Here is a 15,565-nt window from a genome sequence, read left to right as displayed (position 1 = left end):
CCCTACCTGAGGGCGGCGCGCATCGAGTCAGCCTGAGCCTGGTGCTTGGGCGAGAGGACCGGTCTCGCTGGCGAGTTCAGGCGTGCCAGGCCGGGACGCTACGAACCACGCGCCACATCATCTGATCGAGATCCAGACGATCGCGTTGGGTGTTGGCAAAGGCGGCCCAGCATAGTCCGCTCGCGGTTCGGACCATGATCGCTGCGCTTCCTGGTAGGCGACCGTCATGCCACCAGTTGGGAACCCCGTTCACCGCCCAGCCACAGGCGTAGCCAGAGTTGGCAGCGCTGGGGGTTGTCATGGCCTTGATGCTGTCCCGGGTCAAGATGCTTGGGGTGATACCCTCGCCGTCGACGTGCATGGTGAAGCGAACCAAGTCGCTCGGCGTGGCGATCCATCCACCGTGAGAATCCCTGCGCCTGAGGTCAATCTCGTAGGCCTTGTCAGCGGACCCATTCGCGTCGTAGTAGATCGCTTCGTGCGGTGCCCGCTCGGTCAGGGTGTTTCCGCCCAGGGCCATGTCGTGGATACCGCATCGGTGCAAGACGGATTGCTGCACGTAGTCTGAATAGGGTTGACCGGTCATCTTCTCGATCACTCGACCGAGAATGGAGTAGCCGAAGTTGGAATACTCATAGTGTGTGCCAGGCTCGTTGCTCAACACGCGGGTCAGTAATACGAAGCGAATCAATTCCCGGTGATCCATCTCTGGATAGAGATAGGTTGGATCATCCCGACCATTTCCCCAGCCTCCGGCTGTGTGTGTCAGCAGATGATGGAGCGTAATTCGGGTGACCCGATCGGGATAGACCGGGGCGTAGTCGAATCCGAGTCTGCCATGCTCGCCGAAGATGCGGTCACCGAGGCTGAGCCGCCCTTGCTCGATCAGCGAGAAGATGGCAACCGAAGTGATTGGCTTGGTCAGACTAGCGATGCGGAACAAGGTGTCCGGAGTTGCCTGCTCACCTGTGCCCTTGTCCACGACACCAAAGGCGTGCCGGTAGACGCATTGCCCTCGCTTGGCGATCGCGAGAGACAGTGCTGGCACGTCATGCTGCCGCATGGTTTCACGCGCGATCTTGGCGATGATGTCGGCCTCTTTCTTAGCGGGAAGCGGCTCTGCTTCGACCACGGGAGGCCAGACGAGAAGCGGACTAGCGAGGCCGGAGAATGCGCCCACCCAAATCGCGGATAAGGCGCACCGCAAAACGGCGCGACGTCTGACTCGTGTCATGGAATGACTCGTCATTGTGAATTGCCAGCCACCGACATCTTGCCGGCGATCCACCCCACCGACACCCATGGCACCAACCAGGGGTTGTAAGCCCAAACCGCCGAAATTTCCGCCAATCACGAAAATTCAATAGCTTACGTTCAACAGAAGCGCCATTTGTGGCGAGCGGCACGAAATTTAACTGATTGATAATAAATCGCTTCAGAATTTTCGAGGGTTTGGGGTTACACCCCCACAAACGCCCCAGTGTATCGGTCACGGGGGGATCGCCGACATGATGCCAGGACGCCGCCGCGTCCATCCGCAGAAGGCCCGTTTCAACCAGGTTGAGCAGGTCAAGGATCTCTTCGGGGACTGGACGCGCGTCCCGTGCCGGGGTGGGTGGGGTAGAGGAGGGATACCGATCGAGGGGTTCTAAGAGACGGTATCAAAACGAGACTCGATAATATATCAATCAATGGGTTAGTTCATTGACAGGTAACTTCTCAATAAGTCACGGCACCCACAAAAACAAAGACATAGAGGCACCAATTACTCGCTTGCTGCGCCTCATCGCTCCTTGCGCGGGATTGACATTAACTCTAACTCATTGATTTTTCGTTCGCGGATGCACTCAATGAAGGACTTTGGGTTCCGCGATGGCCTCGCAAGCAATTGATTTCAAAGCTGCCACGGGTTATTGAGAAGTTACATTGACAGTCTCTAAGCCTAAGTTGCGATCGTTTGGCCGCGCGCGTCGGCGGGTCGAAACGGATCTCGCGCGCCTCGTGAGACCTCCTGGCGCCTTCCCAGGCTCCAGCAGGACTCGGCCAGCGCGAGGGCCGGGCTCTCCCGGCGCGTGCGCTGGCGTCGCTCAGCGAGGCTGAGCCGACGCTCAGCTCCTGGCGCACTCGGCGGCGCTTGTATGGCGAGGCACTGACCCGCTTGCGCTTCAGGCGCGATGCGCCTCAAGCTCCAGCGGACCAGCTCCCGCCCGCGCCTTGGCCGGGGCCGCCGCGCCTCGCGCACTCGGCTTGCGGGAAGGAATTTCCAGCCAGGGTCCCCGCCGGCTTGCGCGAGCCATCGATTGGACAACAAGGGATGGTTGGGCGTCGGCCATTCTCTTCGCACTCCGCTCGCTCTGCCGAGCGCCTCGGCGCGGCGGTTCCTAATGTACGGGCCGGACCTGGCGTGTGGCGGTGGTCACGCCACGGCGGTTGGCGACGGCCTGAGCGGGGCTGCGCTTGGGCATGACAAGCTCGCGTCCCAGACGCGGCGCGGCTAAACCAGGCAGGCGCCAACGTCGGGTATGCTTGGCGCGTCGGGAACAAGCATCGAGGCAGGCCTGAGCCATCCGATAAGCCGATCAGCACAGCACCGCGAGCCTGTTGGCACAAGCCCATCTTTTCTCTGTAATCGCGATGTCCAAGAAAGCCAAGCCCGGAGATACGTTGGTGTCCCTGCTGGATGATCTGCTGAGGGTCAGGCACCATCTGGAGCGCGAGAATCTGCCCGCTGCGCGCCTGCGGATGATCTGCGGGAACCTGGACACCCCACTCGGCGCGGTGCCCTTCATCGTCCAGACACCCTTCCCGGCACTGGCGCAGCCCCGCGCCGAGGTCGAGCGCGCCGCCTTCGCTCGGTTTGGTGGCGAACGTCCCTGGCCGGACGCCCACCAGGCGCTGCGCGAGGTCTTGCAGACCTGCGTGGATGCGCCCGTCATCTGGCTGGAGCGAGCCTTCGTGCGGGTCGCTCAGCACCCTGGCGAGTGCGTCCTCACCCTGGGCACCCAAGGCACGCCCGGATGGACCAATCAGAACTGCTTTGAGCCCTCCCTGTTCGACTCGCTGAAGTCGATGTCCGGGATCGGCGGTCTTCTTGTGCATTTCTCAGACCCCTTCGAGCGGTCTGCCGCCGCACCCGAGCCGGAGTGCGCGGATACCGTCGCCTGGACGGCGATCTATCGGCCAGGCGTCGGCGAGGCGGCACTGGCGTTGGCCAAGCGCCCGCGCGAGCGCCTCATCCTGCTGTTGGCCGTCTACCTGCACATGGGTCCACGCGAGATCAATCAACTGAACCTCGCGCAGGTGACGCAGTCGTTTGGTCGGGACGGCCAAGCACGGGTGTCTCTCAAGCAGCGCCTCGTGAGGAAGAAGGTTCTCGCCGAGGCGCTGCTCCAGTACCGAAGACGCGACCGCGATACCTTCTGGGGCACCAAGGAGCCGATGTTCTGCGGTGGCCCGGAGACGCCTTCGGGACGGTCGCGGCGGATGGGGGCCAACGCGATCGAGGCGCTGATCCTGCGCTACGTTGAACGCGCCCTAAAGACCCTCCCCTCTGTCCAGAAAGACCCGGAACCGCCAGTCCCGCCGGCTCAACCAGGGCGACCACCGCTCTTCTGGGTCACCGACATCCAGTACCAACGCGCTCATTGGCCCTGATCGTGAGCCTAAACCGGTCACTGAGCCAGTTTACGTCACGGACGGCATGGTCCCAGTTCCGGTCACTGGCTCATCGGACCCGAGCGTCTGGTAAACGCGCATTGGAGACTCCCACGGCTGCTTACGCCACCGATCACTTCACGTGGGGAGCGGACAGATTCGTCGCGTTTGTTGCTGACGGGAAGGCAGCGGATTGCGGACACCCGGATTTCGACAACGTTCGAGATGGGGCTTCGCTCGTTTCAGCTTCAAAGCCCTTCATCATCCTCGTCCACAATTGGGCTACCATAGACGTCTTCGTCGTCCTCGTGCTCGAATACGTCATCTAGGTCATCGATCTCAAGCAGCTCCGCGACCGTCTGAGCGTTGTGCTTCTTAAGTGCATCGGGTTTCGGAGCAAACAGGGGCATTAGCGTTGCCGCATCGTTGTAGAAGCGCACATCGAGCTGCCGAAGTTCTTCGAAATATTCGTTTTGTCGAATGTGGACGTCCGACATACCTCCCCAACCACGCACACCAGCTTCATAGCTCAGCATCCAAAGATCCTCCCATAAGGCATCGGAGTGCTCGAAGTTGCGCCATCGAGTCGGCGCCGGCAACTTTGGGAGCCGGCCAGCAGCCGCAAGATCAAGAAGGATCAGAACGCAGATTGAAGAATTCATTTCCGCGACGAGGTCCACGCTCTGCGGTGAGAGGGTTAGCCGGAGTTCCTTGCACATCCAGAGACACCAAGTCACTTCACTGTGATGCTCAAGGGGTGCGTGCTCTTGAACTATTGCGTTTACGAGGCGGGACAGACGGCGCTTGTCAATGGCATAGCCGATGCCGGAGTATGTTGACAGCAGGCGGGCAATAGTCTGAAGAGCGACCGGATGCGCCATCGCAGCCAAGCAAAGTTGCGCCTCAAACGCCGGCCAGTTTTCCTTGCGTACGATGACAGAGCCAGCGCGACGCAGCGCATAGACCATTACGCTCTCGTCCCTGTGACTTCTGGCAAGTTCGCGGGCGAGATCAAAGTAGTGATTGAAGCCGGTTCGCTGCTTTTGGCCTCCGTGTGCTATAGCGAAGCTCCTTAACTTGTGCGTCCATGCATCCTCATCTAGTTCTTCGATCTTACATATTCTGGTCTTGTCAAAGTTGATTTGAAGTTCAAAGTCCTTGAGGCACCGCACAATCTGCGCTAGTGCTGACTCTGCTGCGGAGTAGCTTTCGAAGAAGAAGTAATAATCATCCACATAGCGAAAGCCTGCCGGCGTTGCGCGTAACCTCTTGCCAAGCTCCACGTCTATTGCGGTTGCGATGCACTCCGCAATGATGTGTGAGGTGTCCGGTCCGATGGGAAGACCAAACGTTTGCCCGTCTTGGCACTGCCGCACAACAAGGTCAAGCAGGTTCCCGTAGTACTTCGGCGTGATGGCCCTGTTCTTCTTCGAAATCGCCTTGCCGTGCAGAGCCCACGGGATGGAGTGCGTGTAGATTGTTGGAAAGAATCTGGATATGTCAGTGCGGAGCACATACCTGTAACCGGCGCCCTGCAAGAGCCTGCGTTCGTAAAGAGTTTGCATTGACGGAAGAGCCGCCGCGCGCGTCGAGTCACGGCGAAATCGCGGGTGACTTGCGCTGATCTTGGAGCGGCGGAAGTGGCGGACGATGGCTGCCCAGTTGGCTACGAGAGCGCGACAAAGGTACGCCTGTGCGACAGGGTTTGGAATACTGGTTGCGCGACGCTGATGTCCTGCGCGCGCGACACTAAAGACCTCTGCCTTCGTAGGTGGTGACGTTGGCACTTTGGCACGACGCGCGGGTGGCACTCCATCCCAGGCTGCAAGCACTCTCAAGTGATGCATCGCGAGATCAGAGGTAGTGAATGGGGGCGGCAGTTGGGAGGGGAGATACCCAAAACGTAGGAGTCGTTCTACGCGATCCATATTCGGAGTCCCTCCTCATTGGTGGCATGCAACTTGGGTGTTTCGGAGTCACGACTCAGAGAGCCACCCGAGTTATGTCGAGACTTCGGCTACCGCGACTCGTACTCGGCGGTTTCCTGCCGTGTCCTGAGCGAGCGTCAGAAATGAAACTCTGCATAATCGCTAGCTTTGCATAAACGCGCATTGCAGCCTCCCGCGGCTGTTCACGCCTTCGGTCATTTTACGGGGGAAGCGGCCGGATAGGCTAACAGTTTTGATGGCGGGAGAATGTTACTATTCCGACATTCCCTTCCCTAGAATCTTTGAACTGAAGAGCTTGACGCGGCTCTCGCCGCAAGTCCGCTCGAATGAGCACTTGGGCGGTACCTCTAATCCCTCAGGCACCGCCCCTTAACCTCTTCGGTGAATGGCTGTGTACGAATGCGGTCACGGTGAAAGTCGCCGCCCGCAGTTTCGTCAACGACCTGTGCTGCTTTCTTGGCAAGCGCTTCGGCGTCTGCAGCGTTCCAGATCGTCGCGATTAGAGGCGCGCAGTAGTTGGCCATCTCGTTCGAATTTGGCCGCGGCACCGGAGCTGGCTGCGCAAGCAGCCTCGCCGCCATGAGTATGTGATATCTGGCTGGTTTGTACTTCGGGTCTAGGACGCCATTCCTGAAAAAATACTCGATCCTGTAATGTGCAGATGCTGCGAAGTAGTAAGGCTCAAGCCTGTCTTGCGGCCCAAAAATCGATTTACCTAGCTGCTGTAGTAAAGCGCGATAAGTCCGCGTAGTTCGATGCGGCTCCCCAAGGAAACACGATGCATATCCCCGAATCAATGCCGCAGGCGTGACAATTCGGGTTTTTTCCATGCCGCCGGGCGCTGCGTTATACTGGCGAGATCTCCTCTCATAGTATAGGCGCTGAGACGGTTCATATGTGAGGAAGTAGGCCTCAAGCTTTTTTTGGAAGTCGGAAAGCGCTATTAGCTGCTCTTCCTTCACCTCGGTCTGGCGGTTCGTGGCTTTGACGATCGACGCCGTGACTTCTTCATCGTCGGTCGCAATCAGGCGAAGCGGGATGAAGACGCTCTCGTCGAGCGATGCTCGATTATCGAAGAGGACATGACTCGTCTGGCATCCGTTAACAATCCGATAGTCTTCAATATGGAACTTGTTGCCAGTGGCTCTTAGAGTCCTTGCGATAATTGTGACGCCGTTGTTCATTATTGCGAACCTTGCCCGCTGCACAGGTAATTCAAGACTCGACTTTATCTCAGTGTTTACTGTTTCCTGATTAGCAAGCTTCTTCAGTAAATCCCGTTTTCTTGCCAACAAAGGCGCAGACTGTGGTGACCAAATCCACGCCGAGGGACCGCACCATGCTGATGAATCGCCTCCAATTCCAACCGGGTTTGTCGCTTCCGGCGTTCCTTGAGCGGTTCGGCACCGAGGCTCAGTGTGAGGCGGAACTGGAGCGGGCGCGCTGGCCGGCGGGTTTTCGCTGTCCTCGGTGCGATCATGATCACGCCTACCGTCTCCAGGTTGGCGCACACACGACTTTTCAGTGTCAAGCGTGCCACAAGCAAACCTCGCTGATCGCGGGCACCGTGTTCCAGAGCACCCACTTGGCGCTGACCCTTTGGTTTCTCGCCATCTACTTGATCAGTGAGGCGAAAACCGGACTGTCCGCCCTCGCCCTGAAGCGCCAGTTGGGCGTGAGCTACCCCACCGCCTGGCTCATTCAGCACAAATTGATGCAAACGATGCGCGAGCGCGAAGCCCTGTATCGCCTGGAGGGCGCGGTCCAGATCGATGACGCCTATTTGGGCGGCGAACTGGCCGGCGGCAAAGCCGGGCGGGGCTCCGAGAACAAGGTGCCTTTTGTCGCGGCGGTCTCCTTGAACCCCGACGGCCATCCGCTGTACACCAAGCTCTCGCTGGTGCCCGGCTTTACGCTCAAAGCCATCGCCAATTGGGCCAGCACCAACGTGACGCCCGGCGCCACCGTGACCTCGGATGGACTCGCCTGTTTTGCCGCGGTCACACAAGCCGGATGTCGGCACCAGGCCATCATCGTCGGCACCCGCCAGCCGAAAGACCTACCGGAATTCCGTTGGATCAATACCCTCTTGGGAAACCTCAAGACCAGTTTCGGCGGGGCCTACCATGCGTTCGACTTTGCCAAGTATGGGGCGCGCTATCTGGCGGCCTTTGCCTATCGCTTCAACCGGCGCTTCCACCTCGAAACGCTCCCCATCCGATTGTTGGTCGCGGCGACCACCACGGGGCCACGCCCGGAGCGTTGGATTCGTCTGGCTGAAGGAGCTTGCTAATCAGGTACTGTTTTGTATTCCTGAAAGTCCCGGACGTTGTCGTAAAAAATACCTTTTAAAATATTTCCGCTTCCATCGTCGAGAATAGCCAGAAACTCCTTTACTGGTAAAAAACCAAGATACGCCTCTTTTACCCCTGGTATGTCCGGGATAACAGTTCTCTCCGAAAAATTTATTTCTCTTGTGACAGCGTTCTTTGTTTGGTTATAAAGTTTCTGTATGGAATCTGCGCCAACAGGTAAAAATTCGACCTCTCTGAAGATCCCAAGCTGCTCAAGATCCTCAACCACTGCATGTCGTCGAGCCTCGAGATTCCTGTCGCCCACCCATCGTCCGGTAGTCGTGTAAAACAGACGGCAAATTGGGTTCCCGCGCTTGAACTTGCTGCTGCGCTTGTATACTGCCGCCATAATCTCGGCAGCTACCTGGACTTCTTTGTTTCTCGGGAGAGTGGGCTTCTCTTTAAAAAAATCGACCACTCCGTATCCGAACTGTCCAATCTTTGCCGTTTCGAAGCCAGCCGACCTTTCCGCTTGGACAAAAACGAAAACTGCGTCGACAAAGCCGTTGGTCGCGGCCAGTTCCTCGACGAGATCCGGATCCGTGACCAGAGCACCATTCACAATGACAGCAATTGCGTCAATTCCTGTGTCGCCACCTGCACCCGTAACGACATCTCCCGTGTCAAAAGTCTCTCCGAGATGTCTGCTGACTGCAAGAAAAGATGCAAAGTGTTCGAATCTCTTTTCTTCCGAAAGCCCAGTTATATCTGCCTCTAGGGAGAATTCGCTGAGGAGTGACTTGGTAATTCTATCCATCAGTAGTCCATTCAGATATTGCTAGCTACGATTGTTCAATCTGGCGCTGACCAAGGTGTTCTTGGTTGCATCAGGTCACTCAGGAAGGCGCTGTCTCGGTCAAGGCCGCGTCCTCATGCCGCAGCCCGCCCGCGAGTTCGCGGATACGCAGGCGCTGTGACTTGAGTTCCTCCGCCTCTGCCGGCGCTCCTGCTGCGACGGGTTACCGTCTGCACGCAGTCCCGCCACCACTTCGCGAGCTGCTCGGGATACAAACCACAGCAACGGCAGTGCGCGGCCGCCGAGTTCCGGGGGCCGCCGAGTTCCGGGGCGAGTTCCGGGGACAGTATATGTGACTTCGTTCGTAAGGCGAGCGTCGGACGATTGGGTAAATGCGTACTCCCACCGGCGAAAATGAAGCGTCCGGAATTGGCCGAAATCAACTCTCCAGAGGGCCGTCTGCGACCGACCGCAATGCGTCCTTTGCGGTCGCTCGGCCGACAAGCGTCCGGTGACTGGTATCCGCGTTGAAGAGACTCTCGCGTCAGTAGCGCAACTGACCGTTCTGAGCCAAGACGGGCTATCGACGCTTCAGGTGGCCGCAGATGCTGGGTCTACGCGGAAATGACGTCTGGTGACACGACTGTTGACACTGGTTGGTCTACCCCAACGTAATGGGTGCACGAGTGCTTCTAACGCGCTGGGTTAAAGCCATCGCTTGAGTAGTCGCATGACTCAAGCGCATGACATGCTACCATTCTTGAGGCCACTATCATTTATTAAAATGCGTGTCGCTTCACGGCCGACTTTGCACTCCGAAACCTGAGTTACCATCTTGCCTAGTCTGACTTGCTCTATTCCGGCAGACAAAGTTGCCATGCGGGCCGCAGACGCGTCACCATCTCTACTCCATCAAGTTTGTTTCGCAAGCGATTCCAGCGTTCCAGATCAAACGAATCCCGATACAGGTACGCCATCCAGTCCGCCAGGAGCACGGCCGCATCGGTTTCCGCGTCGCCCGTCTCACAGATCGCCAGCCCAGCGCTGTGCCGGTACCCGGTCACAATGGTGGCCTCGTCGTAGCCCAAGCGCTGGAGTGCAAGCGCCGCTGTGCCTGCACGAAACGTCGTCTCCTCGGGCAGCGTCGATTCCGCCGATGAGGCAACCGGGTTGAGTGCCGCCGGGAACTCTGAGAAATGAAGGTTGGAAAACAAGGCTTGCACGTATTCCGCCAGTTCGGGGGTGTTCGCCACATGCCAGAAATTGAAGACCAGGGTTTGGCGCGGCTGGGTCACCTCGGTCACCCCATGGTATGAACCCGCGTGAAGCGGAAAGCCAAAGGCTGTGTTGTATTCAGGATCAACACGGAACACCGCTTGGCCATCTGGCGATGCGAATAATTCCAGAACACCGCCATGCTCAGGCTGCCAGTGTTGATTCAGTTGCACGACCAGTCGCGCCATCTCATAGCCCAAGAGTGGTCGGTCACTATGTCTCCCAATGACGTCTCCGGGCCGCATGCGTTGCGCCGTGACGACAACACGATCAACGAGTGGCAACCGGGTCAGCTCGCGCATTCTAGCGACTATTTCGGTCTGAAAGGATGCCGGAATCGTCTCGGTCACGTCGCAAAGCGCGCACCGGTAAAAGGCACCATCCCGATGCTGCCAATCATTGGTTTGTAAAAAGAGGCCCTCAAGTGCCGCACACTCTTCCTCGGAGAATGCGGAATCGACACAGAAAAAGGGGAATGGATCATGGTGGTGATGTGGTTGCAAGAGCAACGGCTGAACTCCTTGAGGTTCCCTCGATGTTTCGTCTTCCCAGGGGAGTGAAAACGGTCTGACGCACGCCGACGATAGACGTCTCAAATGATAATTCGCTCGACCTCATCGAGATTGACCAGATCGTTGCGCCGATCATAGAGCCCAGTGGTCCGAGCGCTCTCATGGTTCGCCATCTGCTGCGCCACCTCGAGCTTGCCGCCATTGCGCAGATACTCCGTGATCCCGGTGGCCCGAAACGTGTGACAGCCCGCCGCTGTGCCGATCCCGGCGGTGAGGACGCGCCGGCGAATCATGCGGTAGACCTCATGCTGTTGGAGCGCGCGATCGGTGAGCGCACCGCTTTTGCCTGGGGCGGTGGGGAAGAGGACCGCCTTCGGCTGGCCGCGTAATCCGGTCACGTCCAGATAGCGTTCGAGCGAGGCCTCTAAGTTGTGATGGCAGGGCATCTCATGGCGCTTGCCGCCTTTCTCGTGCAAGCGCACCCAGGTGCGCCGGCCCTGAATATAGACGTCCTCCACCCGCATCTTGATCACCGCCCCGACACGGGCGAAGGTGTAGACCATCAAGCTGATCAAGGCGTGGTCCCGCCGCCCCATGGGCGTGCCGGTGTCGATCGAATCGAGCAGCAGGCGGGCTTCCTCCGCGCTCAGCACCGGCGTCTTGCCTTTCTTGACGCTGTACCTGGGACCGCGCACGGCGGCGGCCGGATTGACCGCCAGTTGCTGACCGACCACCAGCCAATCGAAGAGCATGCGGATCGCCGCCAGGTTCTGCTTGACCGAGGGCGCCGAGAGCCGCGACTGAAGCGTCTCGATATAGGCCGCCACATGCACCGGCTCGATGTCCTCCAGGGCCGTGAGTCCAGCCTGATCGCACCAGGCGGCGAAGTCGAGCGTCGCCCGGGTGTAGGCGCGCCGGGTGTTGGCATTGCGGATATTGGCCGTGAAGAACTCGATGAAGCGCTTGCCGGCCTCGGGCGTGCGGACGAAGAGCGCCGGCAGGTTCATCGCCTGCAGGTTGAGCGCGTTGACGAGCTGATGCATCGTGGTCTCCTCAGCGCCAGGCGCTGTGTCTGACAAATCAATCGAGTGCGTACTTTCGATTGACGATTGCAATCCTCATCCGGCGCGCGCGAAACCCAATCGATCGTGCCCAAGTGATTGCATCCGACAATCATGACCGCCGGCGCACCAAGAAAACAATCCTTCCAGAGTCCAGGATTGTCCTCCGCAATCCTCCCCTCCCCGCCCTTACCGAGCATGATAACCTCCTTTATCATGCTCGATAACTGGCCCCTAAAAACCCGATTATTTCGCTCATCCATTGCCGGATCCGGACCATCCGTTTATTCTGTATTATACGTAAAACACAGATTCTCAGGACGCGGTCCATGCTCACGATCACCTCCGCCGACTTTCAGCGCCACTTCGGACGCTATCAAGACGAAGCCCTCAAGGAGCCGCTCGCCATCACCCGCAATGGCCGCGAGCGCCTCGTCGTGCTCTCCGCCGACGAGTATCACCGCCTGAAGCGGCGTGATCGCGCGGTCCTGGGGCTCGAGGATTTCACGGCCATGGACCTCGAAGCGATCCGCCAAGCCGAGCCGCCACCCGAAGCGGCGACCTTTGACGACGAGTGTCGCGACTAAGGATGCCGCTCCCCACGCCCATTCCTGGTTTGATCATCCGCTACGCCTAATTTGTGGCGAGAGGAACAGCGCCGAGGCCATGACGAAGACCGCAAAGATCGACCCTGTGCCGTCATCCTGGTCTCCACGGATGATTACGGGGATCAGGTCGTCACGGTTTACCGGTGACGTACGCCGCCGTCCGCTCCGTCGCTGCCCGTCGAAATCCCGCACGCCACGAAGCGTCGTCTCGGATAGGATGATGAGCGCTCCTGGATCGTGCTGACCGAAGCGAATCGTTTCGTTTGGCCTGGGCCGGATCTGCGCCCAACAGTCTCGGGCGACGCATCGACCGTGGCATACGGCCTGCTGCCTCGCACCCTATTCAAAGACGTTATCACCAAGTTCCATGATCTGGTCGTCGCCTGCCAGGCTCCCCCGTCCGACGCACCCAATGACGCCTGTGCGCATCAGTATTCTTCTTTTCCTGAACGGCGTTCCTGAGGCACAGGCCGGTTTCAAGCGCAAAGCAGTCTCCCCTTCATGCCCCGGTCGGTACCTACCTCAAGTCTCGTGGCATGTCTCTCCCGACATACCATGTCCAAATTTCCTGTCCATTTCTGATTGGATCCTACACCGCAGGGTGCCTTCAAGGACGCAGGCCTTCGCCCGAGAATCGCTCGATTCAACGGTTCTGGATCCTGTACCCTATCGATTCCTCCCGCTCATCGTCATGGACAGAAATCATGCGCTCGGAGCGGTCTCGAAACACTGTCATTGGATGCACACCGGATACCGGCTGGGACGGCCTCGCCGAGACGCTGGCGACAGCCCATACCGTTCCGGGTTGCTGCTTCGCCATGAGTAGCGCCGTTGGCGCATTCGGGCTGCGCACGACCCTATGACGACTCGACGGCGTGTGGGGTTGCGCTCTGCGTATCGCCTCCGCGGCGAAGGACTGACGCCCTTCGCCATTGCGGCAATACGCAAGCGCCCACGATTGCCAGGGACTACCGGCCTCTCGCTTCGCGCTTCCATGGCCGGCAGCGAATTGGATGCTTTAGCCTGATCATTATAATTTACCTGATATACGGCTCCAGATACGGCGCCAGAATCCCCGTGTTGCCTTCGGCAAAGCGGGTTGGACATGAAGTTCAACTTTTGGTGGTCGCCCGTAGAAGCGCGCTTTGGCGGCACGATCTCGACGACGCTCGGTTTCAACTTGCTCGTCGCTCCAAGGGCCGGCTTCAAGAACTTTTCCGCAGTCGATCACATAATGCGACCGGCACTTCAGCGTCCAATTGCCGATCGACGGACGAAGCGAGACGGTCTCGCCATCAAACGTCATCTTCCAGTCCGTAGGCGTAAAGGGCGTGACCACCTCATCCCCACAGCCGCAACAGCAGCTGTGGGCCGCTGTCGCATATTCTATCGATACATAGAGAACGCCTGGCTCTAGGTGCTCCGGGATGTGTTCAACGAAACGATGTTCGAGTCGCTTGTGGCGCATCATGCCAGGTTCCCGTTGATGAGCATGTTGCCGTCAGTGGTGTAGGTACAATGATGCTCGTGCTCGAGGTCACGATAGAAGCCACGAATCTTTTTCCACTTCACGACCGCAAGGACGGCATTCAGGGCGTTGAGGTCCGCAACCTGAATGTTGGAGGCGTAGATGTCCTTGGCGCCGCCGCCGACGAAGGAGATGCGCTGCCGCACATGATCCCGCTTATCCGGCGTGCTAGCGGTGACACGCAGGATGCCGCCCAGCGATCCCTCGTCGAGCTCAAGCCCCATGCCGACATCGACGAATGCGGCGCTGATCGCCTCGAGCTTATCTACAATCAGCCGCTTCGCATCGCCGGCGTCGAGGGACAGGAACGCAAAGGTGACGCCGTCGAGAAGGTGGAGGTTGTCGGCGCCGAGATCGGCATCATGCGCCACAACGTTCCGGTGGATCCGGCTGTAGATACGCTCCAGATAATCGACCTTCTTAGGCGCCTCTCGCAGCTCCTCCAGGCTCGGGGCGCCAGGCGCCCGAAACGCATTGTGGGTCAGGAACTCGTCGCTGTCGAAGAGCCGAATTTCGCGAACTGGCGTCTTGCAGACGAAGTCCAGGATGTAGCTACCGGTCCCACCGACGCCGATGATGGCGACTCGCTCGTTGGCGAGGCGTTCGGTCAGGACGCCGATCCCGACACGATCGGAGGCGGTCTCGACATAGTTGAACACGCTGTCTTCCTCTTCCTCAGGCTCGCGGAAGGCGCGAGGGGTCACGCCGGGCTTCAGCACCGCTGCCGGACCCGCGATGATGTTCGCGTAGCTCGTCAGCTTGTGGTGGTAGTCCGTGTAGCCGCCATCCGGTTTACTGGAGAAGCTATGCGTCGCTTTGAGGCCGTGGCCAAGGTCGAAGGCGCCGAACTGATGCGAGACCCCCTGAATGTTCGAGCCATCGGCATGGCAGGGAAAATCGCCATCCCAGTAGACGACATGAGTGTCTGGCGTTCGCGTCTGGTCTCCGGCCAGCGTCAGACTGGAAATGAGGGTGCCGATGCGCACCTCCCGATGCGCATCGACATAGGGCACCTCCCGCATGACAAGATGTCCGCCCTGCTGCTGGACGAAGTAGCCCTCGTCCCGCAGCCGCTTGAGGTCGGGATTACGACTGAACAGTTCGCGTGACATTGAACACCGTCCCCTTTTTCTTGACATCGACAGAACCGCCAGACCCAAGCTCACCAGCATGCGGCGTCGATGCCGCATGACGATAGGTCATGGAGAAGACGACGTTGGGCTCATGCTGACCCGGGAAGGCAAGCTGGACGATCTGCTCGAATGTGACCGTGCGAGCGTTCACCGTGCGCGGCCGCGCATTGACAATGATCTCGAACGTCAGCCGCGCGGTGATGAACCGCTCGATGCCGGGTCGGGTCAGATCGATCAACTCGCCAGACTCGATCAGGCGATCTTCCCCGCCGGGAACCTCAAGGAAGACGCCTTCCCCCTCGCCAGGGTTGGCAAGGCCGTAGAGCACCGTGCCGCTGATGATCGGCTTACCCCAGCGCAGCTCGTCGTCGTTCAGCGTGAGCTTGAAGTCGCGATCCGTCAGGAAGGCGACGAACCGCTCGGCGCCCCGTTCGCGCAGGTCGAAAGGCTCGTTCAGCCGCACGTCCTCGAAGTCCCCTGAGGGCAGGATCGCGAACAGGCTGTAACCGTCCCGCGGGTCCAGGGCGCCGGCCTCGAGCAACTGGCGGCCCAGCGGCACGGGATCGCGCACCTGGCGGAACTCGAAGTTAAGATCACCCTGCGCGAGGCGGAAGCGATACCCTCGCGCCGGACGCAGCGCCCGGCCTTCGCGCAGGGCGTCGCCGAGATCGTCATAGTCAAGAAGTTCTTCGGTGTTCATGAGGTTGAGTCCTTAGGTTTTGCCGCGGCGACGCCGCAGCTCTAAGGGTTCAATC

General features: G+C 59.2%; 12 protein-coding genes. 3 read left to right on the top strand and 9 right to left on the bottom strand.

Features of this window, described 5'->3' with window-relative positions:
* Positions 1-76: 76 nt before the first annotated feature.
* Positions 77-1,132, bottom strand: a complete 1,056-nt coding sequence (locus CKO27_RS10905; RefSeq protein WP_200374924.1) for a serine hydrolase — start codon at positions 1,130-1,132, stop codon at positions 77-79.
* A gap of 1,535 nt (positions 1,133-2,667) precedes the next feature.
* On the opposite strand from CKO27_RS10905, the gene CKO27_RS10900 reads away from it, so the two are divergent.
* The gene (locus tag CKO27_RS10900; protein ID WP_200374923.1) at positions 2,668-3,654 is read left to right on the top strand and encodes a hypothetical protein; all 987 of its coding nucleotides are present in this window, start codon (positions 2,668-2,670) and stop codon (positions 3,652-3,654) included.
* Between the two features lie 248 nt (positions 3,655-3,902).
* On the opposite strand, the gene CKO27_RS10895 is transcribed toward CKO27_RS10900, so the two are convergent.
* A complete protein-coding gene (locus CKO27_RS10895) occupies positions 3,903-5,501 on the bottom strand; it encodes an RNA-directed DNA polymerase (protein WP_242470855.1) in 1,599 nt (532 codons plus the stop codon).
* Positions 5,502-5,950: 449 nt separating this feature from the next.
* Entirely contained in the window at positions 5,951-6,895 is a 945-nt protein-coding gene (locus tag CKO27_RS10890) for an AIPR family protein (RefSeq protein WP_200374921.1), read from the bottom strand.
* A gap of 47 nt (positions 6,896-6,942) precedes the next feature.
* On the opposite strand from CKO27_RS10890, the gene CKO27_RS10885 reads away from it, so the two are divergent.
* Positions 6,943-7,896, top strand: a complete 954-nt coding sequence (locus tag CKO27_RS10885; protein ID WP_200374920.1) for an IS1595 family transposase — start codon at positions 6,943-6,945, stop codon at positions 7,894-7,896.
* Here the strand turns inward: CKO27_RS10885 and CKO27_RS10880 are convergent.
* The 3 genes from CKO27_RS10880 to CKO27_RS10870 form a co-directional block, all read right to left on the bottom strand.
* Positions 7,893-8,714, bottom strand: coding sequence for a hypothetical protein (locus CKO27_RS10880; RefSeq protein WP_200374919.1), 822 nt, complete (start codon positions 8,712-8,714; stop codon positions 7,893-7,895). The two genes, CKO27_RS10885 and CKO27_RS10880, sit on opposite strands and share 4 nt — an antisense overlap.
* A gap of 833 nt (positions 8,715-9,547) precedes the next feature.
* Positions 9,548-10,477 carry a 2OG-Fe(II) oxygenase gene (locus tag CKO27_RS10875; RefSeq protein WP_242470849.1) on the bottom strand — a complete coding sequence of 310 codons (930 nt, stop codon included), beginning with the start codon at positions 10,475-10,477 and terminating at the stop codon, positions 9,548-9,550.
* Between the two features lie 83 nt (positions 10,478-10,560).
* Positions 10,561-11,523, bottom strand: coding sequence for a tyrosine-type recombinase/integrase (locus CKO27_RS10870; RefSeq protein WP_200374917.1), 963 nt, complete (start codon positions 11,521-11,523; stop codon positions 10,561-10,563).
* A gap of 347 nt (positions 11,524-11,870) precedes the next feature.
* Here CKO27_RS10870 and CKO27_RS10865 point away from each other — a divergent pair, with 347 nt between their 5' ends.
* A complete protein-coding gene (locus tag CKO27_RS10865) occupies positions 11,871-12,128 on the top strand; it encodes a type II toxin-antitoxin system Phd/YefM family antitoxin (protein WP_200374916.1) in 258 nt (85 codons plus the stop codon).
* Between the two features lie 1,051 nt (positions 12,129-13,179).
* Here the strand turns inward: CKO27_RS10865 and CKO27_RS10860 are convergent.
* From CKO27_RS10860 to CKO27_RS10850, 3 genes are read right to left on the bottom strand one after another with little or no spacing between them, the layout of a single operon-like run.
* Positions 13,180-13,620, bottom strand: a complete 441-nt coding sequence (locus CKO27_RS10860; RefSeq protein WP_200374915.1) for a ubiquitination-like system serine protease family protein — start codon at positions 13,618-13,620, stop codon at positions 13,180-13,182.
* On the bottom strand, positions 13,617-14,789 hold the full coding sequence (locus CKO27_RS10855; RefSeq protein ID WP_200374914.1) for a ThiF family adenylyltransferase: 1,173 nt from the start codon (positions 14,787-14,789) through the stop codon (positions 13,617-13,619). Before CKO27_RS10855 ends, CKO27_RS10860 begins: the two co-directional genes overlap by 4 nt.
* On the bottom strand, positions 14,764-15,510 hold the full coding sequence (locus tag CKO27_RS10850; RefSeq protein ID WP_200374913.1) for a multiubiquitin domain-containing protein: 747 nt from the start codon (positions 15,508-15,510) through the stop codon (positions 14,764-14,766). The genes CKO27_RS10855 and CKO27_RS10850 overlap by 26 nt, the downstream gene beginning before the upstream one ends.
* Between the last annotated feature and the right edge of the window lie 55 nt (positions 15,511-15,565).

The sequence above is a fragment of the Thiocystis violacea genome (assembly GCF_016583575.1).
Taxonomy (GTDB): Bacteria; Pseudomonadota; Gammaproteobacteria; order Chromatiales; family Chromatiaceae; genus Thiocystis; species Thiocystis violacea.
This window is presented reverse-complemented; position numbering and strand designations above follow the sequence as displayed.

Coding starts and splice junctions, on each gene's coding strand:
- CKO27_RS10895 (WP_242470855.1), bottom strand. CDS start 5,501: ATGCATCACTTGAGAGTGCTTGCAGCCTGGGATGGAGTGCCACCCGCG.
- CKO27_RS10885 (WP_200374920.1), top strand. CDS start 6,943: ATGCTGATGAATCGCCTCCAATTCCAACCGGGTTTGTCGCTTCCGGCG.
- CKO27_RS10880 (WP_200374919.1), bottom strand. CDS start 8,714: ATGGATAGAATTACCAAGTCACTCCTCAGCGAATTCTCCCTAGAGGCA.
- CKO27_RS10870 (WP_200374917.1), bottom strand. CDS start 11,523: ATGCATCAGCTCGTCAACGCGCTCAACCTGCAGGCGATGAACCTGCCG.
- CKO27_RS10865 (WP_200374916.1), top strand. CDS start 11,871: ATGCTCACGATCACCTCCGCCGACTTTCAGCGCCACTTCGGACGCTAT.
- CKO27_RS10860 (WP_200374915.1), bottom strand. CDS start 13,620: ATGATGCGCCACAAGCGACTCGAACATCGTTTCGTTGAACACATCCCG.
- CKO27_RS10855 (WP_200374914.1), bottom strand. CDS start 14,789: ATGTCACGCGAACTGTTCAGTCGTAATCCCGACCTCAAGCGGCTGCGG.
- CKO27_RS10850 (WP_200374913.1), bottom strand. CDS start 15,510: ATGAACACCGAAGAACTTCTTGACTATGACGATCTCGGCGACGCCCTG.